Annotated in this window: 26 protein-coding genes, 1 tRNA gene and 1 pseudogene; 14 read left to right on the top strand and 14 right to left on the bottom strand. The window is 64.7% G+C overall.

Annotated features, from left to right (window positions below; all coding sequences use genetic code 11):
- The first annotated feature begins 11 nt into the window (after positions 1-11).
- The 5 genes from QSV46_RS22030 to QSV46_RS22050 all read left to right on the top strand — a co-directional run bounded on the left by QSV46_RS22030 (position 12) and on the right by QSV46_RS22050 (position 6123).
- Positions 12-1439, top strand: a complete 1428-nt coding sequence (locus QSV46_RS22030) for an efflux RND transporter periplasmic adaptor subunit (RefSeq protein ID WP_314956441.1) — start codon at positions 12-14, stop codon at positions 1437-1439.
- Positions 1436-2161 carry an ABC transporter ATP-binding protein gene (locus QSV46_RS22035; RefSeq protein WP_314956444.1) on the top strand — a complete coding sequence of 242 codons (726 nt, stop codon included), beginning with the start codon at positions 1436-1438 and terminating at the stop codon, positions 2159-2161. Before QSV46_RS22030 ends, QSV46_RS22035 begins: the two co-directional genes overlap by 4 nt.
- Positions 2158-3381, top strand: coding sequence for an ABC transporter permease (locus QSV46_RS22040; protein ID WP_314956447.1), 1224 nt, complete (start codon positions 2158-2160; stop codon positions 3379-3381). Before QSV46_RS22035 ends, QSV46_RS22040 begins: the two co-directional genes overlap by 4 nt.
- A gap of 48 nt (positions 3382-3429) precedes the next feature.
- Positions 3430-3747: a response regulator transcription factor gene (locus tag QSV46_RS22045; RefSeq protein WP_314956450.1), complete on the top strand. Its 318-nt coding sequence runs from the start codon at positions 3430-3432 to the stop codon at positions 3745-3747.
- Positions 3748-4269: 522 nt separating this feature from the next.
- A complete protein-coding gene (locus QSV46_RS22050) occupies positions 4270-6123 on the top strand; it encodes an alkaline phosphatase family protein (RefSeq protein ID WP_314956453.1) in 1854 nt (617 codons plus the stop codon).
- Between the two features lie 72 nt (positions 6124-6195).
- Here QSV46_RS22050 and QSV46_RS22055 read toward each other — a convergent pair whose 3' ends face one another.
- On the bottom strand, positions 6196-6768 hold the full coding sequence (locus tag QSV46_RS22055) for a hypothetical protein (RefSeq protein ID WP_314956455.1): 573 nt from the start codon (positions 6766-6768) through the stop codon (positions 6196-6198).
- A gap of 393 nt (positions 6769-7161) precedes the next feature.
- Between QSV46_RS22055 and QSV46_RS22060 the strand changes: the two genes are divergently transcribed.
- A complete protein-coding gene (locus QSV46_RS22060; RefSeq protein WP_314956458.1) occupies positions 7162-7821 on the top strand; it encodes a peroxiredoxin in 660 nt (219 codons plus the stop codon).
- A gap of 109 nt (positions 7822-7930) precedes the next feature.
- On the opposite strand, the gene QSV46_RS22065 is transcribed toward QSV46_RS22060, so the two are convergent.
- The gene (locus tag QSV46_RS22065) at positions 7931-9661 is read right to left on the bottom strand and encodes a methyl-accepting chemotaxis protein (RefSeq protein WP_314956461.1); all 1731 of its coding nucleotides are present in this window, start codon (positions 9659-9661) and stop codon (positions 7931-7933) included.
- A gap of 200 nt (positions 9662-9861) precedes the next feature.
- Between QSV46_RS22065 and QSV46_RS41435 the strand changes: the two are divergent.
- Both QSV46_RS41435 and QSV46_RS22070 read left to right on the top strand, forming a co-directional pair.
- A pseudogene (locus QSV46_RS41435) lies at positions 9862-10203 on the top strand (FAD-binding domain-containing protein); the annotation flags it as partial.
- Positions 10204-10246: 43 nt separating this feature from the next.
- Entirely contained in the window at positions 10247-10540 is a 294-nt protein-coding gene (locus QSV46_RS22070; protein ID WP_314956464.1) for a histone, read from the top strand.
- A 53-nt stretch (positions 10541-10593) separates the two neighbouring features.
- On the opposite strand, the gene QSV46_RS22075 is transcribed toward QSV46_RS22070, so the two are convergent.
- From QSV46_RS22075 to QSV46_RS22085, 3 genes are all read right to left on the bottom strand, one after another.
- The gene (locus QSV46_RS22075; RefSeq protein ID WP_314956466.1) at positions 10594-11340 is read right to left on the bottom strand and encodes a hypothetical protein; all 747 of its coding nucleotides are present in this window, start codon (positions 11338-11340) and stop codon (positions 10594-10596) included.
- Between the two features lie 91 nt (positions 11341-11431).
- On the bottom strand, positions 11432-12304 hold the full coding sequence (locus QSV46_RS22080; RefSeq protein WP_314956469.1) for a DMT family transporter: 873 nt from the start codon (positions 12302-12304) through the stop codon (positions 11432-11434).
- A gap of 97 nt (positions 12305-12401) precedes the next feature.
- Positions 12402-12848: a hypothetical protein gene (locus QSV46_RS22085; RefSeq protein WP_314957002.1), complete on the bottom strand. Its 447-nt coding sequence runs from the start codon at positions 12846-12848 to the stop codon at positions 12402-12404.
- Between the two features lie 290 nt (positions 12849-13138).
- Between QSV46_RS22085 and QSV46_RS22090 the strand changes: the two genes are divergently transcribed.
- From QSV46_RS22090 to QSV46_RS22105, 4 genes are all read left to right on the top strand, one after another.
- Positions 13139-13402 carry a hypothetical protein gene (locus QSV46_RS22090; protein ID WP_314956472.1) on the top strand — a complete coding sequence of 88 codons (264 nt, stop codon included), beginning with the start codon at positions 13139-13141 and terminating at the stop codon, positions 13400-13402.
- Between the two features lie 284 nt (positions 13403-13686).
- Positions 13687-13977 (top strand): hypothetical protein, encoded by a 291-nt coding sequence (locus tag QSV46_RS22095; RefSeq protein WP_314956475.1) that lies wholly within the window; start codon positions 13687-13689, stop codon positions 13975-13977.
- A 462-nt stretch (positions 13978-14439) separates the two neighbouring features.
- Positions 14440-15405, top strand: a complete 966-nt coding sequence (locus QSV46_RS22100; RefSeq protein WP_314956478.1) for a helix-turn-helix domain-containing protein — start codon at positions 14440-14442, stop codon at positions 15403-15405.
- A gap of 185 nt (positions 15406-15590) precedes the next feature.
- A complete protein-coding gene (locus QSV46_RS22105; protein ID WP_314956480.1) occupies positions 15591-15743 on the top strand; it encodes a hypothetical protein in 153 nt (50 codons plus the stop codon).
- Between the two features lie 68 nt (positions 15744-15811).
- On the opposite strand, the gene QSV46_RS22110 is transcribed toward QSV46_RS22105, so the two are convergent.
- The 3 genes from QSV46_RS22110 to QSV46_RS22120 all read right to left on the bottom strand — a co-directional run bounded on the left by QSV46_RS22110 (position 15812) and on the right by QSV46_RS22120 (position 17325).
- Positions 15812-15888, bottom strand: a tRNA-Arg gene (locus tag QSV46_RS22110).
- A gap of 153 nt (positions 15889-16041) precedes the next feature.
- On the bottom strand, positions 16042-16584 hold the full coding sequence (locus QSV46_RS22115) for a hypothetical protein (protein ID WP_314956483.1): 543 nt from the start codon (positions 16582-16584) through the stop codon (positions 16042-16044).
- Positions 16585-16752: 168 nt separating this feature from the next.
- A complete protein-coding gene (locus QSV46_RS22120) occupies positions 16753-17325 on the bottom strand; it encodes a hypothetical protein (protein ID WP_314956486.1) in 573 nt (190 codons plus the stop codon).
- A 175-nt stretch (positions 17326-17500) separates the two neighbouring features.
- Between QSV46_RS22120 and QSV46_RS22125 the strand changes: the two genes are divergently transcribed.
- A complete protein-coding gene (locus QSV46_RS22125; RefSeq protein WP_314956489.1) occupies positions 17501-17887 on the top strand; it encodes a VOC family protein in 387 nt (128 codons plus the stop codon).
- A gap of 50 nt (positions 17888-17937) precedes the next feature.
- Here the strand turns inward: QSV46_RS22125 and QSV46_RS22130 are convergent, their stop codons facing one another.
- On the bottom strand, positions 17938-18426 hold the full coding sequence (locus QSV46_RS22130; protein WP_314956492.1) for a hypothetical protein: 489 nt from the start codon (positions 18424-18426) through the stop codon (positions 17938-17940).
- Positions 18427-18686: 260 nt separating this feature from the next.
- Here QSV46_RS22130 and QSV46_RS22135 point away from each other — a divergent pair, with 260 nt between their 5' ends.
- A complete protein-coding gene (locus QSV46_RS22135) occupies positions 18687-19040 on the top strand; it encodes a GrlR family regulatory protein (protein ID WP_314957004.1) in 354 nt (117 codons plus the stop codon).
- A gap of 11 nt (positions 19041-19051) precedes the next feature.
- Here QSV46_RS22135 and QSV46_RS22140 read toward each other — a convergent pair whose 3' ends face one another.
- The 5 genes from QSV46_RS22140 to QSV46_RS22160 form a co-directional block, all read right to left on the bottom strand.
- Positions 19052-21739 (bottom strand): PAS domain S-box protein, encoded by a 2688-nt coding sequence (locus QSV46_RS22140; RefSeq protein WP_314956494.1) that lies wholly within the window; start codon positions 21737-21739, stop codon positions 19052-19054.
- Positions 21740-21857: 118 nt separating this feature from the next.
- Positions 21858-22772 carry a DMT family transporter gene (locus QSV46_RS22145; RefSeq protein WP_314956497.1) on the bottom strand — a complete coding sequence of 305 codons (915 nt, stop codon included), beginning with the start codon at positions 22770-22772 and terminating at the stop codon, positions 21858-21860.
- A 76-nt stretch (positions 22773-22848) separates the two neighbouring features.
- Positions 22849-23664, bottom strand: a complete 816-nt coding sequence (locus QSV46_RS22150; protein WP_314956499.1) for an NUDIX hydrolase — start codon at positions 23662-23664, stop codon at positions 22849-22851.
- A 4-nt stretch (positions 23665-23668) separates the two neighbouring features.
- Positions 23669-24622, bottom strand: coding sequence for a dihydrodipicolinate synthase family protein (locus tag QSV46_RS22155; protein WP_314956502.1), 954 nt, complete (start codon positions 24620-24622; stop codon positions 23669-23671).
- A gap of 108 nt (positions 24623-24730) precedes the next feature.
- The gene (locus QSV46_RS22160; RefSeq protein WP_314956504.1) at positions 24731-25609 is read right to left on the bottom strand and encodes an SDR family oxidoreductase; all 879 of its coding nucleotides are present in this window, start codon (positions 25607-25609) and stop codon (positions 24731-24733) included.
- Positions 25610-25748 lie beyond the last annotated feature (139 nt).

Below are 25748 nucleotides of genomic sequence, written 5' to 3' on the forward strand. Positions count from 1 at the left end.
GGGTTTTTGATATGCGATTTGTGCCAATTATTGCCTTGCTGGGAACTGCATGTGGCCTCGCCGCGGTCTACGCCGCGAGGCCGGCCGTCATCGCCAGCGCCGCCGGAAGCGCGGCAGGCACGGCGGCTCAAGCCTATGATTCGGCGAAGCGGCTGCTCGTGCCCGACGGGCGCGAAACGCCGACGTTCGGGTCGGATGCGCCCGTGTTCCGCTATGCCGCGATCCTGCGCGGCAGCATCGAGCAGACCATCACCGTCACCGGCGCGCTCCAGCCGGTCAAGACGATCGAGGTGGGGTCCCAGCTGTCCGGGCAGCTCGCACGGGTCTATGTCGACTTCAACGACACCGTTAGCAAGGACCAGCCGCTCGCCCTGATCGACCCGCGCAGCTTTGCGGCCAAGGTCGACGAAGCCAGCGCCTCCATGGCGGTCGCCAGTTCGCTCGTCGACATCGCGCGCGCCAAGCTCGATCGCGCCAGGATCGACCTGCAGAACGCCAGGGGCGCCCGTGACGTGCTCGCCGCCAAGCTCGAGAGCGCCCAGGCCGTCAAGAGCTCGGCGCAGAAGATCTTGCAGCGCAAGCTGGCGCTCCAGTCGCAGAACGTGGTGGCCTCAGCGACAGTCGACGACGCCCAGACCGAATTTACGGCACGCTTCGCCCAGGAGCGCGAGGCCGAGATCATGATGTCCCTCAACGCCTATTCCGTGGACGGCGCGCAGGCCGACGTCCGCCGGATCGAGGCTGAGCTGCAACAGGCGAGAATGGCGGTCCCGGAGAAAGCGGCCGTGCTCGCCGCGGCCCAGGCCGATCTCGACCGCACCGTGATCCGGTCGCCGATCGACGGCGTCATCGTCGGCAGGTTCGTCAACGAGGGCCAGACGCTTGCGGTCGGGCTTGAATCGCGCACCACCTTCGTGGTTGCTCGCCGCCTCGAGGACATGGAGATCCACGCCCAGGTCGACGAGGCCGATATCGGACGCATTGCCCCCGGCCAGCGCGCCCATTTCACGGTGGATGCCTATCCCGACCGCCGTTTCGAGGCCGTGGTGCGGCAGGTGCGCAAGGCGCCGCAGAACCAGCAGCATGTCGTCACCTACACCGTCGTCTTGGCGACCTCCAATCTCGACGGCGCGCTGCTGCCCGGCATGACCGCCCTGGTGAAGATCGTGATCGAGCGGCAGGACGACGTGCTGAAGGTGCCGCTTGCCGCACTGCGGTTCCAGCCCTCCGGCAAGCGGCCGGAGACCACCGCACCCAGCGGCGTGTGGGTGCGCACAGCAAGCGGCTCGCTCCAGCGCATTGCCGTGACGGTCGGCGCCGCCGGAACCGAGCAGGTCGCGCTCCGGAGTGGAGACCTCGTCGAGGGCAGCCAGGTCGCCGTCGGCCAGGCCATCCGGCCGGCGGGCATGGAGTTTTTCGGAATCAGGTTCGGATCATGACCGCTTCCCTGCCCCTCATCAGCCTCCAGTCGGTCAGCAGGACCTATCGCACCGAGGGTGTCGCGGTGACCGCGGTGCGCAATGTCAGCTTCGACATCACGCAAGGCGAGATCGTCGCCGTGATGGGACCGTCAGGCTCCGGCAAGTCGACGCTGATGAACATGATCGGGCTGCTCGACCTGCCCAGCGAGGGCGCGATCTATTTCGAAGGCGCCAACGTCGCGGATCTTCCGGAAGATCGCCGATCCTCCTTGCGCGCCCGCAGCATCGGCTTCGTGTTCCAGTCCTACAATCTGCTCGCCCGCCACGACGCGATCGAGAACGTGGCACTGCCACTGGTCTATTGCGGCGTCAGTCGCAAGGAACGGTCGGCGCGCGCCGAGCAGAGCCTTCAGGCTGTCGGCATGCTGCACCGGGCCCACCACTTTCCGCGGCAGCTCTCGGGCGGCGAGCAGCAGCGCGTCGCGATCGCGCGTGCGCTGATAACCTCACCGCTGATCGTGCTGGCCGACGAGCCGACCGGCGCTCTCGACAGCCGCACCGGCGCCGAAATCCTGGCCCTGTTCGCCGCGCTGAACCGGACCGGCCAGACCATCGTGGTGATCACGCATGATCCGGCCATCGCGACCCGGTGCCGGCGCACCATCCGCCTGCACGACGGTGAGCTCGTCGGCGACGAGACGACAGCTCCGCTCCTGCCGAAGCGGAGCATTGCGTCATGACCATGCTCCAGGGTTTTCAGATCGCTCTACACGCCTTGCGCCTCAATCCGCTACGCAGCTTCCTCACCATGCTCGGCATCGTGATCGGCGTCGCCTCCATCGTGACGGTGTTCGCGATCGGATCGGGCGCGCAGCTTCGGCTGCAGGAGCAGATCCGCTCGATCGGCGCCAACGTGCTGATGATCACGCCCGGTGCGGTCTACCAGGGCGGTGTGCGTCTCAAGGACGGCAGCAAGCTGACGATGACCGAGAGCGACGTGCAGGCCATCCTCGAGCAGATTCCGGAGATCCAGGCCGCGGCCGGCTCGATCGCCGGAACAGCGCAAACCATCCACGAGAGCAGGAACTGGAACACGACCATCAACGGCACGACGACCGGACACTTCATGGTACGGGACTGGCAGCTCGCGGCCGGGCGCTATTTCTCCGGCACCGAAGAAGCCGGTGCCGGCAAGGTCGTGATCCTCGGAAGCACGGTCGCGCGCGAGCTGTTCGGGCCCGGCGACGACCCGATCGGGGCGCAGATCAGGATCATGAAGGTGCCGCTCGAAGTGGTCGGCGTGCTCGATCGCAAGGGACCGGCGCAGGACGACGTCGCCTTCGTGCCGCTCAGCACGGCCAAGCTGCGCTTCCTCGGCAGCGCGAGCAACATCAACCGGGATTCGGTCGCCTATATCATCGCCAAGGTGGCCGCGGACGGACAGATGGCGGGGGCGCGCTCCGAGATCGAAAGCCTGCTGCGGCAGCGCCACCGTATTCCCGCCGGCCAGGAGGACGACTTCAAGGTTCAGGACCCCGCCGCCGCGATGGAGGCCCAGCAGGGAGCCATCCGCACCGTCGCGCTGCTGCTCGTCGCCATCGCCTCGGTCTCTCTGCTCGTCGGCGGCATCAGCATCATGAACGTCATGATCGTCTCGGTCACCGAGCGCACACGGGAGATCGGCATTCGCCGCGCGCTTGGCGGGCGCATGCGCGACATCCGCCTTCAGTTTCTGTGCGAGGCGCTCGTGCTCTGCCTGCTCGGCGGCGCCATCGGCGTTGCCGGCGGCATCACGCTGTCGATGACGGTCGCCCGCATGGCGGGATGGATCACCTCGATCGACAGCCAGGCGATCGGCCTTGCCCTCGCCTTCTCGATCGCGACTGGCCTCGTCTTCGGTTTCTATCCCGCGCACAAGGCGTCCAAGCTCAGTCCAATCGAGGCGCTCAAGACGGAGTGAGGACATGCTGGGGTGGCCACAAACCTAGAGGTCAGCGAGGAGCAACTCATGAGCCCGGATCCAAAGGATTTGATCACACCAACGCCGCGTGAGCGGGAGCTGATGATGCTCATCGCGCGGGGCCTGCAGAACAAGAACATCGCCTACGAGCTCAAGATCTCGGAGAACACGGTGCGGGCGCATATCGGCAACATCATGCGCAAATACCGACTTCAGAATCGGACCCAGATCGCGATCATCTATGCCCTCAAGACAGCCCCGCTTTCGCTGCGGCGCGACCGGTCCAGAAGCGAAGCCAACCCGGCAACGGTCAAGCCGGCACAGGCCCTTGCGCAGAATCCGCGGGTGCCGACCGCACCGGAGTAGCGGTCGTGACCACAAGCCCTCGTGCAGCCCGTCGGGCAAAACACCCAAGCCGCGGGTCAAGAGAACGACACCGAAATAATTCGCTTTATTAGAATTCTGAATTTTGTTAGATATTTGTCCAACCCGGCCCAAGGAAGAGGGGCGTATCGCGATCGTCACGAACGCGGGCCGGACGGCGGTGGACGCAGGCAACATCGGCGCGCTCTAGCCATCCACGAGGACTCGTGCCCCGGACGCTGCGCAGCACCATAAGCGCGTCTACGCGCGTCTTCGACACGCTATTGTGTGATGCGCTGCAGAGCCGGGGCCCATGCATCAAGCGATTGCCGTGGCTGGATCCCGGCTCAGCGCAGCAGCGTAAGGACGCTGCAGCGCGTCCGGGACACGAGAGTAGCGAGAACCTCGCCCTCCCCACCCGTCTTGCATCAATAACAGGCCTTGTAACAAGACCGTCACACAGCAAAACTAAACGAAGGCGGGGCCGCGGTCGCGGCCGAGCCGCCTCACCGCTAGGAGATCTTGATGCGCCGTTCACTGGTGTTGCTGTCCGCGGGACTGACCGTGCTGTCCACCGGATTTGCCTCCGCCCAGAACAACACGCCCCGTAACCTGATCCTGTTCATCCCCGACGGCCTGCGTGCGCTCAAGGTGACGCCGGAGACCGCGCCGGCAATGGCGGAGATTCGCGACAAGGGCGTCAATTTCAAGAACCCGCATTCGCTCTTCCCGACCTTCACCATGGCCAACGGCTCGGCGATGTCGACCGGCCATTATCTCGGCGACACCGGCGTGTTCTCCAACACGATCTGGACCAACTACACCTCGGCACCCGCCGGCGACACCGTGGTCCCCTTCATCGAGAACGACGCCGTGCTCGGCGACATCGACGAGCATTTCAAGGGCGACTATCTCAACGAAGAAACCATCCTGAAGCTGGCCCGCGACAAGGGGCTGAGCACCGCGGCGATCGGCAAGGTCGGCCCGACCTACCAGTTCGACCACACCGACAAGCCCGAAAAGGCCGGCCAGCATTCGGTCGTGTTCGACGATTCTACCGGCGGCAAGAACGGCGTGGCGCTGTCGGACGAGGTGAAGGATGCGCTGACCAAGGCCGGCCTGCCCCTCGCCACCCCGCCCCGCGGCGACAACTCCAAGGCGGGCGATGCCAAGACGCCCGGCACCATTGTCGCCAACGTCGCGCAGCAGGCCTATTTCGCCGACGTCACCACCAGGGTCGTGCTGCCGATGTTCAAGGCCCGCAACAAGCCGTTCGTGCTGGTGTTCTGGTCACGCGACCCTGATGGCAGCCAGCACAACACCGGCGACAGCCTCAATCAGATCCTACCCGGCATCAACGGGCCGACCTCGATGGCCGGCATCAAGAATGCCGACAACAACCTCGCCCAGATCCGCAAGGCGCTGGACGAGCTTGGGCTTGCCGCCAACACCAACATCATGGTGCAGGCCGACCACGGCTTTTCGACCATCTCCAAGGAAAGCAAGACCAGCCCCTCGGCCAAGCTCAGCTACGACGACACGCCGAAGGACTTCCTGCCGATGGGCTTTCTGGCGCTCGACCTTGCGAAAGCGCTCGACCTGCCGCTGTTCGATCCCAACGACAAGAACACCAAGGTCGAGGGCAACAAGCACCCCAAGGCCGGCAACGGCGTGCTTGGCAAGGATCCGGAGAAGCCCGATCTCGTCGTCGCCACCAACGGCGGTTCGGACCTGATCTATCTGCCCAACATGGACAAGAAGCTGGCCGCAAAGACCGTCAAGACGCTGCTCGAGCAGGACTACGTCTCCGGCCTGTTCGTCGAGGACTCGCTCGGCCGCTTCCCCGGCACGCTGCCGCTGTCGAGCATCAATCTGCGCGGCAAGTCGGCGACGCCGACCCCTGCGATCGTCGTCAACTTCCGCTCCTATGCCAGCGATTGCGGCGAGGCGCCGACCAACTGCTCGGTGCAGGTCGCCGACACCGTGCTGCGTCAGGGCCAGGGCATGCATGGCAGCTTCAGCCGCGGCGACACCATGAACTTCATGGCCGCGATCGGTCCGGACTTCAAAGCCGGCTACGTCGACGAGATCCCGGTCAGCAATGCCGATGTCGGCATGACCGCCGCCCACCTCATGGGCCTGCGCGCCTCGCAGAACGGCGGCCTGGTCGGTCGCGTGATGTCCGAGGCCCTGCCCAACGGCGCCGTGCCGAAGGCCTATGCCGGCACGCAGAAGTCCAAGCCTGCCGAAGGCGGCTTAGTGACCGTGCTGAAGTTCCAGCGCGTCGGCAGCCAGCGCTATTTCGACGCCGCCGGCTTCCCCGGCCGCACGCTCGGCCTCGAGCCTGACACCGGCAAACAAAAAACGGCGGGGAAATAACCCCGCCGTTCAATGCGTCCGCGTGAGAGGCGCGGAAATCTTGCATGCCCAAAATCTTGCATGCCCAAAATTTTACATGCCGATGTCGAACACGTTCGGCAGTTGGCCCGCCAAAGGGAGCGCGGTGGCGCCCAGGAACGTCGCCACCATCGCCATCAGGCGACGGTTGTTCTGGCGTTTGCCGCGCATCTGCCCGGCAATCCACTCCAGCATCTCGCTGTTGACCTTGGAGGCGTAGGACGGCGCCCAGCTCTCGATGTCGCTGTCGGCCGACAGCGCAACGCTGCGCGGCGGCACTTTCAGGCCCGAGGCACTCGCGGCGTAGTGGGCCACCGCCTTGGCCAGCAGGTCGTCGAACCGGCCGCCATCGGTGCGCTCGGTCGCGGCCTCGTTGATCTCGAACAGCGCCTCGGCTTCGCCGCGGCTGATTGGCTGGTCGTTGACGGCTGTGGCGGTCAGGATGCGGGTGCACCAGGCGGTGTCATCGGCATCGAGCGAGCGGGAAAAGTGGACCCGGCCCTTGGTGGTCGGGCCTTCACCCGTGATCACGCCGTCGCGCACGACGGTCAATGCATGAGCCGCGGTATCGCGGCAGGACGGTTCGAGGGACGAAGACTCAACAGGCTTATGCGCAGCGGCAGACATAGTTCACTTCCAGATTTCTTCTGATCGACCAGCATTTTCATGCGGACGTAAAGGGGTGGTTAATGATTCGATACGGGGATCGCGACTTTTCTCAATGGTTGCCAATTGGTCGCTGTCAGGACCGTATTGGTTTCATCGAACCGTCGGCGGGCGTGATGCGGGTCATAAACGGTTTTATCGGGGCAATCGAGACCGCGCGGCCCCGGTGGAGATGTTTCGCCGCAGGTGCCGCTGTAACAGAAAAGTGCTAGGAGATCGGTTCTTCCGAGCAGGAATTCACATTTTACTTGAAGCGGTTCACTCCGGCGTTCACTTGGGATCGCGAAGACCCTATACTGCCTGTGACGGCGAGAGACCATTTCTCAAGCAAATTCAATGAGATGAGGTAGAACAATGACACTTCCGATCGGCACCACAGCCCCCGACTTCGAAGCCGAGACCACCGAAGGGAAGATCAAGTTCCACGACTGGATCGGCAACAGCTGGGCGCTGCTGTTCTCGCACCCCAAGGACTTCACGCCGGTTTGTACGACCGAGCTCGGCGCTCTCGCCAAGCTGAAGCCGGAATTCGACAAGCGCGGCGTCAAGCTGATGGGCCTCTCGGTCGATCCGGTCGACCGCCATTCCAAATGGTCCGAGGACATCAAGGAGACGCAAGGCGTAGCGCCGAACTATCCGATGATCGGCGACACCGATTTCAACGTCTCGAAACTCTACGAGATGCTGCCGGCCTCGACCTCGGGCGATCCCCTCACCCGCACGCCGGCCGACAACCAGACCGTCCGCAACGTGTTCATCATCGGCCCCGACAAGAAGATCAAGCTGGTGCTGGTCTATCCGATGACCACGGGCCGGAATTTTCAGGAGATCCTGCGTGTCATCGACTCGCTCCAGATGACGGCGAAGCATCGCGTCGCGACGCCGGCCGACTGGCAGCAGGGCGACGACGTCATCATCGCCGGCTCGGTCTCCAACGACGAGGCCAAGACGATCTACCCGCAAGGCTGGAAAGAGCCGAAGCCCTACATCCGCATCGTGCCGCAGCCGAAGTGACTTTTGGCGGTCGCGGATAGCGACCGCAAAAAAGTCATCCCGGGGCGCGCGAAGCGCGAACCCGGGATCTCGAAATTCCCCAATGCGCGTTGCGCATTGGGGCCGATCGTCACGCCGCGTGCACGCGGTCGAGGAAACCATCGACCTCGGCCTTCAGATGCAGGCTCTCGCCCGATAACGCCTGGGCGGAGGCAAACATCCGGCTCGAGGTCTCACCTGTCTCGCTGGCTCCCTTGGCGGCGTGGCGGACGTTGACCGCGACATCGGCAGTGCCGGATACCGCGGCGCGAACGCCGGCCGCGATGTTGTCGGTGGCGCTCCTCTGCTGCTCGACGGCGGTCGAGATCGAGCCGGCGATGCCGCTGATGCGCTCGATGGTCTGACCGATCGCCTTGATGGCGACGACCGATTCCTCGGTCGCCAGCTGCATGCTGGCGATCTGGTGTGAAATCTCGTCGGTCGCCTTGGCGGTCTGGCCGGCAAGCGTCTTGACCTCCTGGGCCACCACAGCGAAGCCGCGGCCCGCATCGCCGGCACGCGCGGCCTCGATGGTGGCGTTCAGTGCGAGCAGGTTGGTCTGCTCGGCGATCGAGGTGATCAGCTTGACGACGTCGCCGATGCGCGCGCCCGCCTCGGAGAGCTGCGCCATACGCTGGTCGGTGGCCTCGGCCTGCCGCACGGCCTCGGCGGAGATCGCATTCGATTCCTGCACCCGGCGGGTGATCTCGGAGATCGACTGGGACAATTCGTCGGAGGCCGAGGCCGCCGAGCGCACGTGCTCGGAGGCGTCCTCGGAAGCGCCGGCCGACTGCGCCGACAGATCGGCCGTGGAGCGCGCGGCATCGGTGAGCTGCCGCGCCACCCGCTCGAATTCACCGGAGGAGCTCAGCACCTTGTCGAGAATGCCGCCGACGCTGCCGCGGAACTCCTCGACGAAATTGCGCAGCTCGGCCTTGCGCTGCTCCGCCGCGGCAGCGGTGGCCGCAGTCTGCTCGCTGCGCAGGCGCGCCCGCTCCAGCGAATTGCTCTTGAACACCGCAACCGTCCGGGCGATCTCACCGATCTCGTCGGCGCGATCCTCGCAATCGATCGCGACGTCGCTCTGGCCTTCGGCCAGCGCCGTCAGCGAGCGCGTGACCGAGGTGAGCGGCTTGGTGACACGGCGGACAACCAGCAAGGTGAGGACAAGGACCAGGAGCGCGGCAATGCCGGCGGCAACGGCCATGCTCTCGATGGCCTGGGTCAGCATGCTCTCGAACTGCGCCATCGGGATGCCGACATAGAGGATGCCGGTGACCTTGCCCGTTGCGTCGGCGATGGGCAAATAGGCGGTCATGAAGGATTTGCCGAACAACACGGCCGGGCCTTTATAGGCCTCGCCACGGCGCAGCGGAGCCTGCGCCGGATGGTCGGCGGCCAGCTGGGTGCCGACAGCGCGGTCGCCATTTTCCTTCTTCACGTTGGTCGAGCGTCGCACGAACTGCCCGCTCGCATCGTCGAACACGAACAGGGTGGCGTTGCCCCCGACATAGGATACGGCGCGATCGACGATGGCATGATCCCTGAAGTCGGGCATCCTGGGAAGCTCGGCGCGGGCCACCGCGCCGTCCCGCATCGTGATCTTCGCGTCGGGAACGACCTCCGCAAAGGCCAACGCCAGGGTGCGCAAACTGATCTCGATCTCGCGGAGCGCACGATCGTTGAATGCCGAGGTGAGCGACCAGTAGCCGGCGCCGACCACGAGCGCAGTATTCACGGCGATCAGCAGCACCGCGCACAGCACGGCCTTGGTACCGAGCTTGAACTGCGGCAGGATTTTCGCCGTTAGAAAGTTGGACATCAATGCATCTCCGTAATCCCTGCATATTCGTGCAATCGCCTTACGGTCCCATTAATGGTGGTTCCAGCATCACGCGCGGGATGCTTACCAGATCGTAAACGGGGATATCCCGGCCCCCGCCGAGCGCATCGCCCGTCGGCGCCTGGCTTCGCGATGACCTCCGCCTGTCCGCCCACCCTGTCCCTTCATCGCCGCCGGGCGAGGCGGATGCCGGCAGCAGTCCGGCCAGCTGGCAATGGGGCGCCGGCTGCGGCGCTGACGCCGCGCCCGTTTCCACCTGTTCGATCCGCAACGCCAGAGCGAACAGTGCGCCGCGATGGGGCCTATGTCCGGCGCCGGGTGCCGGGGCTGAAAGACGTGCCGGCCAGGCTGATCCAGCAGCCCCCTGGCAGGCGACACCGATCGACCTTGCGAGCGCCGGCGTCACGCTCGGCAGGACTCATCCGCGACCGATGTCGATCATACCGAAGGACGCGAGCGCGCGCTCGCCGCCCTACGCAACGAGCCGCAAAGGGTTGAGCGTTGCTTTGACACAATTTTGAAACCCGCTATCGTCATCGCTCCATACAAACCGTGGGGGACGATATGGACGACGATAAGCCGATCACCGAACAGGCGATGGAGACGATCACCACCGCCGTGGAAGCGACCAAGGAAGCCGCTGTCGCCGCCGTCAAGAAGGTGAAGAAAGCCGCCAAGAAGGTCGCGAAAAAAACGGCGCCGAAGAAAGCCGCCAAGAAGAAGGCCACTAAGAAGAAGACCGCCAAGAAGGCTTCGAAGAAAACTTCGAAAAAGTCGTCGAAGAAAACGGCCAAGAAGTCTGCAAAGAAGGCCAAGGCTGCCAAATCGAAAAAGAAGGCCAAGAAGGCCAAGCGCTGATCGCAACGCGCAAGTCTCCGGGGGCGAGCGCGCCCGGAGACTTCGCTTGCGCCCTATCCTCGCGGTCTTGCGGCACGCCGGACGGCGTGATGCTCGCCTTGCGGATCGCGAAATTCACTGCGATGGCCGCGCCGGTCCTCCTTGGCAAAGCGCCGCCGCTTCTCGGGTGAGCCGAACTGCTTGATCACCCTCTTGCCGTTGACCTTCTTGATGACGTAGCCGCCCTCGGTCATCGAGAACGGCGCCTTCAGCGATCCCATGTGGTCGAATTTGGTGCCGCGGGGGTGCTTGAACGGCTCGAACCATGACGGATAGACGAAGTTCGACATCGGAAGGCCGTTGACGAGGAACGCCTCTTCCTCGACGGCGTCGCAGACCTCATAGGCATATTGGGTGTGCCGGGTCTTGTCGGCCCACAGATTGGCCATGGGATCGAGCACCATCTCGAACAGCTCGTGCGAGGCCGCCAGGCTGACCGGATCGTTCTCACCGAGCGCCTTGAGGAAGATCTTCGAGATCGGCTGCCCGCGATGCGTCAGCTCATGCCGGCCGAGGAACTTCTTGTGGGTGGCATCGTCGAAATAGACCAGCTGCCAGTCGGTCGGTTTTGGCTTGCGGGTGACGTCGAGATCGACGGGATAGCCCCAGATCGGGAGGAAATGGTCGTCGTAGCACTTCTGAAGCGCGGCCGTGAGCCTCGCCATCATCCGGTCGCTCATCATCTCTTCCGCATAATTGATGCAGGCGATCCGGACCGGCTTCAGCGACCTGCCGAGCAGTGCGCGCCGCGCTTTCTTCATGAAATCACCGTTTGAAAGGGAAGCTGAAATGCGGTCAGCGTAACACGCCGCGCCGTGCACGTCAGGGATGTATTTCCTCGCTGCGGCCTTTCTAGAAGCGCCGGTTGACCACGAACACTGCCGCCGCGCACATCGCCATGCCGGCAATCGCCAGCGCGTCGAGTTTTTCCCCGAACAGCAGATAGGCCATCAGCGCGGTGACCGCTGGGACCAGGTAGAACAGGCTCGCGACCGACGTCGCCGCGGCGTGGCGGATCAGCCAGTACAACAGTCCGATCGATCCGATCGAGAGCGCCACGGCGAGCCAGGCGAGTGCGAGCACGAACTCCCGTGTCCAGTGCACCACGCGGTCTTCGAACAGGAAGGCGCCGACGGCGAAGAAGATCGTGACGGCGACATATTGCACCAGATTGCCGGCGCGCCAGTCGATGTGATTGCAGTAGCGGCGCTGATAGAGCGTGCCGAGCGTGATGGAGATCAGCGAGACCACCGAGGCGAGCCAGCCGAGTCCGGCTTCGCCGCTCATGGGGCGGCCGTGGAGAATCAGCACGACGCCGCCGAGACCGAGCACGAGTCCCGCCCATTGCACCGGCGTCACCTTCTCGCCGAGCCAGCGGTTGGCGATGGTCGAGGTCAGGATCGGCTGCAGGCCCGGAATCAGCGCGGAGAGCCCGGCCGGAATCGAATGCGCGATCGCGATCGCGGTGCCGCCGAGATAGAAGCCGTGGACGAGGATGCCGGCAACCGCGCTGTGCGCGATGCCGATACGGTCCGGCCATTTCGGTCGCACGATGCCTGCGATGACCGTCATCAGGCCGACCACGATCGCCATGCGGATGGCGAGATAGGTCAAGGGATCGGCGTTGTCGACGACGTATTTGGTGCCGATGAATCCGGTGCTCCAGAGCAGCACGAACAGGATCGGCGCGGCGCGGGCGGACAGGGCTTCTTGATTGTGGCTCATTGCCGCCCTCATTGCCCCAGCGGGGCCTGTGCGGCAATGCGAATTTCGACCTGAGCGATGTTGCGCTGCGAGCGACGGCGCGGCTCAGCTCAGCCGCTCACCATTCGTCCGGACAGGGGTTGATGATCTTCCAGAGCTCGACGCCGTTCTTGATCTTCTTCATGTCCGTGGTGAGCCCGCCGTTGCGACGGATCCAGTCCTTTACCGTATCGGGGTAGTAGGACATCAGATCCGAGGTCCCTTCCGCGCTGGTGACCTTGATGCCGAAGGTGAAGGCCTTGTCGTAGTAAGCCTGGTGGAAGCCGAGGCTGGCCCGCGGCGTCACGCAGATCTTGTTCATTGGCACGATGCCGAGCACCAGCGTGCAGGCCGAGTTGCAGATCCCGTCGATGATGACGCGCTCACCCTTCTCGCGGACGCGCTTGTACTTGGCCTTGTACTCCTCGACGTAGCCGCCATGGTCGCGGGTGATATGCAGCTCCGCGCGCGCCGGCGTGGCGGCGGCTAGGCAGAGCAACAACAGGCTCAGAGGCGTGATGCGCATGGCGGCGTGACGGTGAAAACCTTGCAGGAACGAGCCGGCCTCAAGCACCCCAAGCGGCCGACGGGAATCTTTAACCGAATTCTTCTTGGTCATACTTGTGTGGGGAATTCGTTAAGCATCCCGAAAAGGCCAAAAATGGGCAGCCTTTGACCCCGCTTCCGGCAATTCTGTCACACCCATCCGGGAATCTGCGGGACTAGCCCCAATTTCCGGGCGACGGACGGATGCCCCGGCGGCCCGAAATGGCTATAAAGCGGCTGACCTATTCGCGCGGGTTCCGGAGAATCGAAATGAGCACGTTGAAGCTTGCAGCCGCGGTTGCTGCCCTGTCGGCCGCAATCCTCGCCCCCAGCCTTGCGGAGGCGCGGGGACACCACCGGTACCACCGCGCCTACGCCAATCCGCTGCCCTACCCGATCAGCTATTTGCACAATTACGGCCCCGGCATCACCCCCGGCACCTTCGCCTTTTACGACGGTCCCTCGACCAACCACTGCTACCAGAGCGCGGCCGCCTATGTCGGCCAGGACCGTCGCCGGCACCCCTGCTACTGAGGGCTGCCAGCGCGCGCCTTGCGCCGGTCGCAGACGACCAGCCAGTCGCCCTTGTGTAGTCTCCAAGCAACGTCGCGCGCCTGCTCCTCTGGCGACGGCGGCACCAGCTAGGGACGAAGCTGCGAGGGCGAATGCGCAGGATCAAGCATGCGGCGATGCGCGTGAGGCATCGGGCCTGCGGCGGGCTGGCTGAAGATTTGTTCATCAGCATTACATTTCGGTTCCGCCACAATTTGATCAGAACAACTTCGATATTCTGTCCTGCGTAAGTGGAGGAATACATCATGAAGCTTAGGATTGGCCTCGTCGCCGCATCCCTGGTCGGTGCATTGGCGGCATCGTCGGCGGCGTCCGCCATGCCCATCGCACCGGCGCCAGCGGCACCGCAGGTCTCCGACGTCGAGCAGGTCCGCATGGTCTGCGACGCCTGGGGGCGCTGTTTCTGGCGTCCGAACTATTATGGGTATTATGGGCCGCGGCCGTATTACGGGCCCCGATATTATGGTGGGTCTGGGCCACGCTACTATGGCCCGCGCGTCTACGGACCACGCTATTACGGTTATCGCGGCTGGTGATTTCTGAAGGGGCCCACAGCGCCCCTTCGCTTTGGCGAGATTGCAGGCGGCAATGTGCCTTCCAATCGAGGTCCGCTCCAAAGCTGATCTAGATCAAGGACGACGGGCGCGATCCCGTCATGCTGTGCCGATGGCGGATTTTATTGTTTTCCGATGCCCCCAGACGGGCATGAACGTGCAAACGCATCTCGAAAAGCAGCGACGACCCGAAGGGCGTAGCTTCGAGTCCTTCACCTGTCCCGCCTGCACGCGTCTGCATTTCATCGACCTTGCCTCCGGGCAACCGATCAGCCGTGAACGTTGACGGTGACATCGATCTGCCAGAGCTCTACCGGCGCCTCGTGGCATGATGTCCGCAATACTACGGCCAGGAATCCGGTTTACTGAATCGTCGTGTTTCGCCATTGATTGCGATGTATCGACCTTCATTTGTTTGTCACATTGCAGCATCCGGCCAGGCGCATGTTCTTCGAGGCTCTCGCCCCCTCCTCCGCTCTCCAGTTGATCCGATTCGCCGATGTCGACGCGTTTCGTCCGGCCGAGTCGATGGAAGATGCCCGGAGCATTCCGCTCGACGTCGCCAATTTCGCAGCAGCCCGTGCGGTCGTGAATCTGCCGGGGTGCCGGATTATCGTGGCGCGGTCGTTTGCGCGCATTCTCGATACCGCATATCGCGCGCCGGGCGGCATGGTGATCCTGCCGATGACCGACGATCTGCGCGCCAGCTCGAGCGGGATAGATCTCGACTCGCGCGTCTTCATCGCCTTGCGCGGCAATCATCACTGCCATTTCGTCGAGCACCAGACCAATTACCACGCGCTGATCATGTTCTCGCCCGCGCTCAGGGATCGCGGCTGGTTCGATCACGCCGATACGTTGTGCGTTCGTCTCGCGGACCCCGCCGCTCACCTCTATGCACGGCAGCTGGTGCAAGACATCCTGCGGACCGCCTCGGTCGAGCCGCACATGTTCGAAACCACAGAGGTCGCCGCGCATCTCCAGGAGGGCCTGCTGCTCGCCTTCGACGACCTGTTTCAAATCGAACCGCTGTCGGAGTGCAGTGCCCCGAATGCAAGCGCGCGATCCGCCAGGCTCGTGCAGCAGATCGACGACTACGTCACAGCCTATCCGTCCGCGCCGATCTATACGGCCGATCTCGCCGGCGAGTTCGGGGTCTCGGTCCGGACGCTGGGCGGTGCGGTGAGCAAGGTGCGCGGCATGAGCCTGCACCAATACATCCGCCTGAAGCGGCTCTGGGCCGTCCGCACGCAGCTCCTCAGGGGCTGTGGCGCATCGGTCGCCACCTGCGCGCGCGCCCAGGGCTTTCATCACCTTGGCGAGTTTGCAGCCGCCTATCGTGCGACCTTCCACGAAGCGCCCTCGGACACGCTGGCACGGGCCCGGCAAGCCGGTATTTCGGCAAGCTGATATTGGCCGGCTGCGGCGACGGCCGGCCCGCATTTGCGCGTCAATCGTCGCGGAACCAGTTCCGTAGAGCCGCGTTATCCAGCCGGAGTTGTGCGCCGCCCGCCAGCCCCGGTGGCGTACTGAAAAGCCCCGCGCGTCCACGCGGGGCTTTTTCTCGCCGTCAACCGAGCGATTCAGGGAAAAGCATGTCGATCAACCGCAATGTCCTGTTTCTGATCATTGGCGCTCTGGCCGTCACGGCAGCCGTGCTTGGCTACAATCTCTACCAGGCGAAGCAGCCCCCCGACGGCCTGCAAATCAATGTCGGCCCCAATGGGCTGAAGATCCAGGGCAAATAAGGTAGACGGGGCAAAGTGGACGGATCTAGCGGATTGTGCGGGGCAGGCCTCGAGCTCCGACCCGGCAATGGCGCGCTCGGAGAGATTCGAACTCCCGACCCTCGGAATCGAAATCCGATGCTCTATCCAGCTGAGCTACGAGCGCCCCGGCCCGGTCATTGGGCCGCAACCGAGAAGCGCCGGATCGGCAGCTGGCAAGCCAGCACGTCGGGCGGCGTTCGGATGGGTTCGAATTAGCAGAGTGACTGACCAATAAAAAGCCCTCCCCGCCGCGTTTCGAGACGGGTCAGAGGTGCTGTCACCAGGTCGTGTTGAAGAGGCCGAAATGCGGCTGCTGCGCCACCAGCACCATCGGCCGGCCCTGCTGCGGCGCCGGATGGGTCTTGGCGACCTTGCGCCTGGGCTGAGCCGGGGGAGCCGGGCTTTGCGGAGGAAGCTCGGCCTGCGCCTGAACTTGCGGCTTGGCGTCGGCCTTCCTGGCCGCAGTGGTACCGGCCTTCGGGGCCGGCGTGAACTGGGCGAAGGTCTCGCGCACCCGTGCCTTGGCCGTGATCTCGGCCAGCGCCGGCGACATGCTCTCGTGCACCCTCTCCTGCACCGGCGGCTGCGGCGCAACCACCGCGGCGGTCTTCACCGCGGGAGCGGCAATCGTCGGCTGGCTGGTGTCGAGCACGACACGCTCAGGCAAATGGCGATCGGACCGGATCCGGATCAGCGGCTGATCATTGCTTGCGGTGGCAATGGCCTTCGCAACGGGCTGTGGTGGCAGACCGTAATCCGCCACGAACAATAGTGCGAGCAAGGCTCCACCGACAAAAATGAAATACCGAAAGATGGGCATTGGCCACGCTCCGCCCCCCGCATCCCCGCGTGGGCTCTTCGCCTTAACAGGCGATTCTCTAATTGGTTCCTGCACCCAGCCTTTGGTTCAAATGGCAATGCCGGGTTTTTTGGCCAAGAGCTGCCGAGGCCCGCGAACGGTAACTTTTCCGCTATCGGCGAGCGCCGTTTATGCGCGCCGTGCTGCGACCAGCGAGCACTTCGCCTGATCGGCATTAACGTTGACGAAGCCAACGGGGATGCGCGCAAAGGTCTTGCGGCTCTTCATCGTTACCGTATCGGAAAGCACGCGGCTGCGGTCGGTGAGATGACTGCCGTCGCGCCGCGTGAATACGCAGGCGATCTCCAGATCCTTTACGGCATAGTCATTGTCGTTTCGCAGCGTGAACGTCACCAGCGCCTTCGAGCCGAGGCCGCCGCGGCGCCATGTCTGCGATGAAATTTTGAGACGATCGAGTTCTGCTGCAGCCGGGGCCTGAGCTTGGAGGATCGGGGAGACCACAGCTGTCGTATCGCCGGGGGCAGCCAGCTCGACGGCTGCCACGTCGGACTTCGCCGGCTCGGCGCTGTTGCCTTTGGAGAGCGGCAGCAGCATCCAGACGCCGCAGCCGACGATGATGGCCGCCAGCAGCCACAGCAGGCTGCGGCCGAACGAGACGCTCGCGATCGTTACGATCCGTGCCAGCCGTTCGCCGCGCCCCGCGAAGCGCGCCAACCCGATTCGGTCAAACCTGGCGTTCATGGGTGCATCACCGATGGCGGCATCTTCAACGACGGACACGGCCATTGCTTACCTAATCCGGCAGACGAACTAAGGTTCCCGCGCAGCCATCGAGTCGGCAAGGACGATGGCGATCACCGCCCGAGGCCGCTAACATGCGCTGCAACATCGAAGCCCCCGTTGGGAGAATATTGAAATGGCAGTCGTCGTCACTTGGGATCACGTCCATCTGCGCAGCCCCGATCCGGAGGCCACCGCGGCCTGGCTACGGGACGTCCTCGGCGGCGAGATCGTGCACGCACCGGGACGGATCGACGTGAACCTTGGCGGCGCGAAAATCTTCATCGCACCGCTCGAGGGCGACAACGTCGTCAACCCGCCGCCGCCGCATCCGCATCAGGGCCTCGACCATTTCGGTCTCACGGTGAAGGACATCGACGCCGTCGCGGCCGAGATCAAGGCCAAGGGCGTCACCTTCACGCGCGAGCCGACCACGATCCGCCCCGGCGTGCGCATCTGCTTCATCCGCGGACCCGAAGGTATTTCCATCGAGCTGCTCGAGCGCGACAAGAAGTACACCTGACAAGGTGCCGCATCCGATGCCGACGCGACGCCGGACGTGCCGTTGCCCGGCTATGTCATGCTGCCAGGCATAAAGCAGCGGATGGTGACGCCCGTGTAGCCGTAGATCGGCCACACCATGGTCCGGCCGACCCGGTTTGGCTCCGAGATCACGGCCTCCTCGGGCACGTCGATCCAGACGAGCTCCTGCTTCTGGCCGTCGAGCGCATAACCATAGCGCGGGACGCGGACACGATAGTGCCCGTCCTTGCTCTCCCAGTCGGTGTCCGAGAGCGCCGAGCCGTCGGCATCGGAGCAGCACGGCCCTTTGCCACTGCGCAAGCTGTCGAACCAAGCCTTCAAATCGGCATTGGTGTTGACGAACTGACCGCGGTCACGCGCGTGCCCGAGCGGGGCAATGAGCGCGAGGACGCAAGCGAGGCTCGCCACGCGTCGCCAGCGTGTCGTACTGCCAGTCCTTCGGTTTTCGCTTTTGCAATTCGTGGAACGCGCACTGTACAGACGCGGCTCATCGCCGCCGGAATCGATCCAGTTGGTCACGTTGCTCTTGCTCCAGCACCCCGCGGCTAGTGCAACAATGGTTATGCATTTCGCGGGCCAGTTTTGATTCGCACCGACTGGCCTCGCCCCACAATGAGACGGTCATAGCGCTGTCACAGACAAGCCGGGACAAATACGGCTTGCGGCGGGCGGCTTGCGAGGCCGGCCGGCAAACTGCCGCGTTGCGCGAGGGGATGCGCTTTGGCATAAAAGCTCTACCGGTTACGTTATTGGGCGATGGCGGCCGGCCTCGGGACGTTATGAAGAACGGCCTCTATTCGATTCACGTCAACCTGCTCGATGGTCGGGTCGGCAAGGGCAGCGGCGTCATTCTTTTTCGCGACGGCAAGATCCTTGGCGGCGATGCCTACCTCTATTACACCGGCAGCTACGTCGTGAAGGACGACCACACCTTCAAGGGTGAGGTGCTGGTGCAACGGCACACGTCGCCGCGGGGCGATGACAATCCGCTGTTCGGCGGCCCTGCGCCGGTCGGCATCGGCGTCAGCGGGACCTACACGGACACCAAGGCAGAGATGACGGGGACGGCGCTCGTCGGCAAGGCCAGCCTGATTTTCGGCGCCACCCTGCACAAGCTCGCCGAAGCCGATTAACCGGGCGCGGACTATTCGGCGGCCTGCTCGAGCGGCGCCACGCGCGGCAGGATGATCTGGATGCGTGTGCCACGGCCCGGTTCGGAATCGAGATCGAGCCGTCCACCCAGCCGGTTGGTGACGATGCTATAGACGATGTGCAGTCCGAGACCGGTGCCGCCCTGGTCGCGCCGCGTCGTGAAGAATGGATCGAAGGCACGGCGGCGGACGTCGAGCGACATGCCGCAGCCGTTGTCCGAGAAAATGATCTCGACATTGTCCTTGCCGGACTCGCGCACCTCGATATCGATGGTTCCCGGCCGGCCGTCCGGGAAGGCGTGCGCCACCGAGTTCAGAAACAGATTGGTCAGCACCTGGCCGTACGGGCCGGGATAGCTGTTCATGGTCAGATCCGGCTGACACTCGACGTTGAGCGTCAGATTGTGCTTGCGCAGGCCGGGCCGCAGGCTCATCACCACCTGCTCGGTGAGATCGCCGAGGTCGAAGCTACGCTGGTCCGAATAGTTGCGGTCGGCCGCAACCTGCTTGAATGACTGGATCAGCTCGGCGGCGCGGTTGAGATTGGAGACGAGCTGCGAGGACGCGTCGCGGCTGGTGTGGAGGAAGTCGTTCAGCGTGGAGCGGCGGAGCTCGCCGCGCTCGACTTCGGCGGTGAACATCGCGGTCTTGCGCTCCAGCGCGGAGGCGACCGTGAGGCTGATTCCGACGGGATTGTTGACCTCATGCGCGACGCCGGCAACCAGCCGTCCGAGCGCGGCGAGCTTCTCGGCCTCGATCAGCGAGGCCTGGGTCTCGCGGAGGTTGCGCAGCGCGGTCTCGGCGGCCTCCTTGGCCTTGCGCATCTCCTGCTCGCCACGCTTGCGCTCGCCGATGTCGAGCGCCACGGTGACGATCCGCTCGATTTCGCCCTCGGCATCGAGCAGCGGCAGCTTGTTGACCAGCCATTGCCGCATGTTGCCGGAGCTATCCTTGTACTCCTCCTCGTAGAAACCGAGCCCCTTGCGGAGCTTGAGGACTCTCTTGTCGCTCTCGTCGGACTTGGCCGCGCCGTAGCGCGACATCAGGTCGGCCGTGGTGCGGCCGAGCGCATCGCCGGGCTCGATGCCGAAGATGCCGGCCATGTAGCGGTTCATCAGCACATAGCGCAGGTCGCGGTTCTTAACGTTGATGACCGCGGGCACGGTGTCGATGACCTGCTGGAGCAGGCGCCGGCCTTCGGCGATGGCGTCCTCCGCCCGCTTCTGATCGGTGATGTCGCGCAGCGTGCCCTCGTAGCGGACGATGTTGCCCTGCTCGTCCCGCACCCCGGTGGCGCTGTCGGAAAGCCACAGGATGTCGCCGCTGCGCTGGCGCACCTGGTACTCGAACTCGCGCACCATGCCGTCCCGCGCCATCAGCCGCTGATATTCGACGCGCGCCTCGGGGTTGACATAGATTGTGTGGGCGATGTCGTTGATGCTGTCGATCAGGTGCTGCGGGCTGTCATAGCCCATCATCCGCGCCAGCGCAGGATTGGCGTTGAGGAGGTCGCCGGCCGGCGTCGTGACGTAGATGCCGTCGACCGAGCCCTCGAACAGTTTGCGGTAGCTCTCCTCGGCGAGGCGCTGCTCGGTGAGCGCGCGCACTGCCGCCTCGCGCGCCGTGTCGGCCTCCTCCAGCGCGCGGCGGAACACTTCGGCCGCGCGTGCGATGTCGCCGATCTCGTTGTCGAGGTCGGCGGACGGGATCGAGGTGTTCTTCTCGCCCGCCGCAAGGGCGCGGATCGATCTTGCGATCTTCGCAAGCGGCCGGACGGTCCGCCGCACCACGAAAGCGGCTGCAACCATGCCGATCAGCACGCCGATGGACCCGAGCACGATGCTCTGCCACCGTGCTTCCGTCAGCGTGCGCGCGAAATCGCGCGACAGCACGTGGCCGCGCCGCGAACTGACCTCGCGCAGCAATTCGGTGACGCGGCCGATCAGGCGGCCCTCGGTTCCTAGCACCTCGCGGTCGATGTCGGCGATCTGCCGCTCCCGGACGGCCACGGCCATGATCGCCTCGGCGTAATCGTTGACGGCCGACTTCAGCCTGGGATCGGCGAAGTCCATTTGCCGCATTCCCTCCGCGGCCTGCTCGGCCGCGGACGGGTTGCGCGCGAGCAGCCCGAGTGCAATCCGGCTCTGCGCTTCCGACAGGCGGGACGCCAGCTCGCGATCCGCCGTGCCCCCGACGGCCACGTCGAACCGGTCGCGCAGCGGCGGCAGGCCGGCGAGCAGCTGGGCGCGACGGTCGATCAGGGTCGAGATCCGTTCCAGGCCATTGCGATAGGTTGCGAGGCGCTCGGTGACCCCGTCGATCATGTCCTGCTGCTCGGGGGCAAGCTCGATCCGGGTCTTCTTCAGGATGTCACTGAGTGTCGAGGCCGCCTCGCCCACCTGCTGGAACTGGATGCCGGCGCCGGGATCGGTGACGAAGTCGCGCGCGGCGAGGCGCAGCTCGTTCATGCGGCGATCGATGTCCTCGGCGAGGTCGCCGACGCTCTGGAGCCGCTGCAACTCGGCAAACGTCGTGTCGATGTGGCGGATCGCAATCACGCTCGCGGTGGAGGTGACGATCATCACCGCCAGCACCAGGAGGAAGCTGCCGAAGGTGAGCTGGCCGATGGAGAGCGAGAATGTTCGCTTTTTCTCAGGGGTCGGCGTCAATTCGGCGGACATTGGTGCGTTTTGAGGACCGGGCTGCTGGAGGCCCAATATACGACGTATTGCCCCTCCGGGGGAACATGCCTCGGGCCGCCGAATATCCTTAATATTGCTGGTCCGCGGCCCTCCCGAATTACGACGTTTTGACGCTGGCCGGCCGCCGGGCCGGGATGGTCATGGCGGCGACGCCGATGACGACGCAGGCAAGGCCGATCCAGGCAGTCCGGCTCAGGCTTTCGCCGAGGAAGGCGACGCTGATGGCCACCCCGATCGGGACGCGCAAATAGGCCTGCGCGGTGGTGCCGACCGAGCCCAGGGTCTGGATCAGGCGGAAATAGATCGCAAACGCCGCCGCGGTCGAGAACACGGCGAGCGCGAGCAGCGCCAGCACGGAACTCAACGACGGCGACAGCGTCCAAGGCTGCTCGAACACCAGCGAGGCCGGGATCAGCGCGGCGGCGCCCGCCAGCAGCGAGCCGGCCGCCGGCGCCATGGGATCGAGGCCCTTGAAGCTGCGGCCGAAGATCGCGGCCCAGGCATAGCAGATCGTGGCCGCGACGATGGCGGCTTCCGCGACGAGGCCGCTGCCGACGTCATGAAAGGCATCGACGCCAACGATCAGCAGGATGCCGGCCATGCCGGCGACCACGCCGAACAGCTTTCGCGGGCTCGTCACCTCGTGGCGGGTGACGATCGCCGTGAGCAGGAAGGTGAAAATCGGGCCGGCCGAGTTGAGGATGGTGGCAAGCGACGCGTCGACATGGCACTCGCCCCAGGCGATCAGCGTCCACGGGATGACGCTGTTGAGCACGGCCTGGAACGCGAAGCGCTGCCAGGTCGCGGCGTCCATCGGCATCCTGACGCCCCGCGCCCACATGATCGCGAGCAGCAACAGACCCGCGATTGTGGTGCGGGCCGCGATCAGCGTGATCGGCGGAATGGTGGCGACGCCGAGCTTGATGAAGGTGTAGGAGCCGCCCCAGAGCGTTGCGAGCGCGACCAGCAGCGCCAGCTCGACGGCGATGTTGGTGTCCTGCCGGTGGTCCATGGCGCGTACCGTCGTGCTTCTGGACGGAACCTAGCGCGGCCGCGATCCCCGATACTTCGCCGAGCGTCGAAGTGTGTTAGCCGACCGCTCCCACCTCGAACACTTCGCCGTCATAGCCGGCGTCCTTGGGGATGCGGAGCTGGCGGCCGGTTTCGGTTTTGGTCATGACCGGCATCACCGTGACGATCGACATGCCGTGGGCATGGTCCATTGCGGCCTGCACTGTCGGCTGCTTGGCGAGACGGATCAGATTGCGCGTGGTCGGGAACGGAAGCTTGAAGCGGCCGCTCTGCCCGCCCGCCACTGCCTCGCGCGGCGAGACCCAAATCGAATCGGTGGACTCGCGGCCATCATGCGCGCCGAGCTGATCGGGCGGTGCGGCGGCGAGGAAGAACCAGGTGTCGAACCGCTTCGGCATGCCCTCGGGCGTGATCCAGTGCGCATAGGGCACGAGCGTGTCGAGCGCGAGCTGAAGGTTGTTGTCGGCCAGGATATTCAGGAATCTGACCTTGTGCTCGTTGAGCGCGACGCGATGCGCGTCGGCGATTTCGCCGGCGCGTTTGGCGTCGATTGGCGCGCCCGTCTCCCTCGACCGCGCCAGCAGGATGCCGCTCTCCTCAAAGGTCTCGCGGATCGCGGCAATACGAAACCCGCGGTCCGATTCACTTAAGCCCTCGCCGCCCGAATACAGGTCGGACCGCTTGACGATCTCCTGATCGCCGGCATCGACACTGCCGCCGGGAAACACCAGCGCGCCCGAGTTGAACTCGATCTGATGATGGCGAACCATCATGAAGACCTCGACTTCGCCGCGGCCCTTGCCGTCGGCCCTGGCACCGTCACGGAGCAGGAGGATCGTCGAGGCCGGACGCGATGCTGATGTCTCGGGCATTCAGCTAACCTGCGGCGCTGGATTGCGGGCCAAGATTGGCGCGCTTGTCGAAGCGGGCAACGCGCGACAGCAGATACTCGACCTCCGCTTTCGCCGTCGCCGTGATGGTGGCGCCGGGCTTGCGCTGCGCGCTGGAGGCGATGATGCCGCGCTTCTGGAGCACGAATTTGCGAATAGTCAGGCCGACGCCCGGCTGCTGCTCGTAGCGGATCAGCGGCAGATGCGCGTCGAACAGATCATGCGCGGCGTCGCGCTTGCCGGCCTTGGAGAGGTTCACGACGTCGATCAACAACTCGGGGAAGGCATAGCCGGTCATGGCGCCGTCGGCGCCGCGCTCCATCTCGAAATCGAGGAACGTGCCGCCATTGCCGCAGAGGATCGAGAGTGGACGAAGCGAGCCCTCCTTCTGGAAGCCGCGCAGCGTCGTGATCTTCTCCAGCCCCGGCCAGTCCTCGTGCTTGAGCATCACGCAGTTCGGATTGTCGGTGACGATCTTGCGGATCACCGCGGGGGTGAAGATCACCGAGAGCGTCAGCGGATAGTCCTGGAGCACCCAGGGCACATCGGGACCGATCGCCTCGGCCGCCTGCTTGAAATAGCCGACGATCTGGTCGTCGGTGCGCAAGCTGGGCGGGGGCGCAATCATCACGCCGGCCGCGCCCGCGTCCATCGACGCCTTCGCCAGCGAACGCATGGTGGCAAAGCCAGGCGCGGAGACGCCGACGATCACCTGCATTGTCTTGGCGCGCTTGACGAAGCGAACCGCGACCTGCTCGGCCTCGGCAGCATCGAGCTTGGGCGCCTCACCAAGGATGCCCAGCACCGTGACGCCGTCGCAGCCGACCTCTTCGTAGAAATCGGTCAGGCGGTCGATCGAGCGCTCGTCGATCCGGCCGTCATCGTGGAACGGCGTCGGCGCGATTGCGAAGGTGCCCTTGGCGTCGGCGGTAAGTTTCATCGGGAATCTCTATCCTTTTGTTCGTCATTCCGGGGCGATGCGTCAGCATCGAACCCGGAATCTCGAGGTCCCGCGTTCGCGCGCTGCGCGCCCCGGGACGACCATGGCCTAAAACCGGCGCGCCCCCATCTTGATCTGCTCCTCGGAGAAGAATATCTCCTTGGCATGATCGGCGATGTCCTGGGCCTTCCAGCCCGTGTGCGGCGGTTTCCAGCCTTCCATTTCCATCATCCGCATTTCGCGCACGCCGCGGGGCCCGGACACGCCCAGCACCTTGCCGGTCTGGTCGCCCGACAAGTCGCTGACCATGTATAGCACGGCCGGCGCGATGCCGTCCGGCCCCAGCGCCGCGCCGGGGTTCTCTTTATAGCGGGGCAGGTCTGCGGTCATGCGGGTCAGCGCCCCCGGGGCGAGCGTCCAGATCCGGATGTTGTATTTGCGCCCCTCGATCGCCAGCACGTTGGACAGGCCCCAGATGCCGCCCTTGGCCGCGCCGTAATTGGTCTGGCCGAAATTGCCGATCAGGCCTGAGGTCGAGGAGGTGTTGACGATGACACCGCCGCCGTTTTCCCGCATCCAGCGAAACACCGGCAAAGTGCAACAAAAGGTGCCCTTGAGATGCACCTTGATGACCTTGTCCCAGTCGGCTTCGGAGGCCTTGGCGAAGGTCTGGTCGCGCAAAATGCCGGCATTGTTGACGAGGATGTCGGCGCGGCCGAAGTGCTTGATGGCGTCATCGAACACCGACTGGCCGCCCTCCATCGTGGAGATGTCGGCGCCATTGGCAACGGCCTTGCCGCCCTCGGCCTTGATCGCGTCCACGACCTGCTGCGCCATCGATTTGTCGGCGCCGGAGCCGTCGCGAGGCCCGCCGAGATCGTTGACCACGACGGAGGCGCCTTCCCGCGCGAACAACCTTGCGTAGGCCTCACCGAGCCCCCCGCCCGCGCCGGTGATCAGCGCAACCTTGCCGTCGAGCAGTCCCATGGTGGCGTCTCCCTGGTTTGTTTTTGTTTCTTTCTTACCTCGCCCCGCTTGCGGGGAGAGGTCGATCGCGCAGCGATCGGGTGAGGGGGTACAGGTCTCAATACCGTCACGGCTGGTGGTGAGAGCCCCTCACCCCGCC

Origin of the sequence: Bradyrhizobium cosmicum (assembly GCF_032290525.1) — a bacterium.
GTDB lineage: Bacteria > Pseudomonadota > Alphaproteobacteria > Rhizobiales > Xanthobacteraceae > Bradyrhizobium > Bradyrhizobium cosmicum_A.

Bases quoted from the DNA above. Each gene is read 5' to 3' on its own strand.
- QSV46_RS22155 (WP_314956502.1), bottom strand. From the start codon at position 24,622: ATGAAACTTACCGCCGACGCCAAGGGCACCTTCGCAATCGCGCCGACG.
- QSV46_RS22095 (WP_314956475.1), top strand. From the start codon at position 13,687: ATGAAGCTTAGGATTGGCCTCGTCGCCGCATCCCTGGTCGGTGCATTG.
- QSV46_RS22120 (WP_314956486.1), bottom strand. From the start codon at position 17,325: ATGAACGCCAGGTTTGACCGAATCGGGTTGGCGCGCTTCGCGGGGCGC.
- QSV46_RS22085 (WP_314957002.1), bottom strand. From the start codon at position 12,848: ATGCGCATCACGCCTCTGAGCCTGTTGTTGCTCTGCCTAGCCGCCGCC.
- QSV46_RS22075 (WP_314956466.1), bottom strand. From the start codon at position 11,340: ATGAAGAAAGCGCGGCGCGCACTGCTCGGCAGGTCGCTGAAGCCGGTC.
- QSV46_RS22105 (WP_314956480.1), top strand. From the start codon at position 15,591: ATGTCGATCAACCGCAATGTCCTGTTTCTGATCATTGGCGCTCTGGCC.
- QSV46_RS22070 (WP_314956464.1), top strand. From the start codon at position 10,247: ATGGACGACGATAAGCCGATCACCGAACAGGCGATGGAGACGATCACC.
- QSV46_RS22150 (WP_314956499.1), bottom strand. From the start codon at position 23,664: ATGCCCGAGACATCAGCATCGCGTCCGGCCTCGACGATCCTCCTGCTC.
- QSV46_RS22145 (WP_314956497.1), bottom strand. From the start codon at position 22,772: ATGGACCACCGGCAGGACACCAACATCGCCGTCGAGCTGGCGCTGCTG.
- QSV46_RS22035 (WP_314956444.1), top strand. From the start codon at position 1,436: ATGACCGCTTCCCTGCCCCTCATCAGCCTCCAGTCGGTCAGCAGGACC.
- QSV46_RS22030 (WP_314956441.1), top strand. From the start codon at position 12: ATGCGATTTGTGCCAATTATTGCCTTGCTGGGAACTGCATGTGGCCTC.
- QSV46_RS22045 (WP_314956450.1), top strand. From the start codon at position 3,430: ATGAGCCCGGATCCAAAGGATTTGATCACACCAACGCCGCGTGAGCGG.
- QSV46_RS22135 (WP_314957004.1), top strand. From the start codon at position 18,687: ATGAAGAACGGCCTCTATTCGATTCACGTCAACCTGCTCGATGGTCGG.
- QSV46_RS22040 (WP_314956447.1), top strand. From the start codon at position 2,158: ATGACCATGCTCCAGGGTTTTCAGATCGCTCTACACGCCTTGCGCCTC.
- QSV46_RS22055 (WP_314956455.1), bottom strand. From the start codon at position 6,768: ATGTCTGCCGCTGCGCATAAGCCTGTTGAGTCTTCGTCCCTCGAACCG.
- QSV46_RS22090 (WP_314956472.1), top strand. From the start codon at position 13,139: ATGAGCACGTTGAAGCTTGCAGCCGCGGTTGCTGCCCTGTCGGCCGCA.
- QSV46_RS22115 (WP_314956483.1), bottom strand. From the start codon at position 16,584: ATGCCCATCTTTCGGTATTTCATTTTTGTCGGTGGAGCCTTGCTCGCA.
- QSV46_RS22160 (WP_314956504.1), bottom strand. From the start codon at position 25,609: ATGGGACTGCTCGACGGCAAGGTTGCGCTGATCACCGGCGCGGGCGGG.
- QSV46_RS22100 (WP_314956478.1), top strand. From the start codon at position 14,440: ATGTTCTTCGAGGCTCTCGCCCCCTCCTCCGCTCTCCAGTTGATCCGA.
- QSV46_RS22065 (WP_314956461.1), bottom strand. From the start codon at position 9,661: ATGTCCAACTTTCTAACGGCGAAAATCCTGCCGCAGTTCAAGCTCGGT.
- QSV46_RS22060 (WP_314956458.1), top strand. From the start codon at position 7,162: ATGACACTTCCGATCGGCACCACAGCCCCCGACTTCGAAGCCGAGACC.
- QSV46_RS22140 (WP_314956494.1), bottom strand. From the start codon at position 21,739: ATGTCCGCCGAATTGACGCCGACCCCTGAGAAAAAGCGAACATTCTCG.
- QSV46_RS22080 (WP_314956469.1), bottom strand. From the start codon at position 12,304: ATGAGCCACAATCAAGAAGCCCTGTCCGCCCGCGCCGCGCCGATCCTG.
- QSV46_RS22050 (WP_314956453.1), top strand. From the start codon at position 4,270: ATGCGCCGTTCACTGGTGTTGCTGTCCGCGGGACTGACCGTGCTGTCC.
- QSV46_RS22125 (WP_314956489.1), top strand. From the start codon at position 17,501: ATGGCAGTCGTCGTCACTTGGGATCACGTCCATCTGCGCAGCCCCGAT.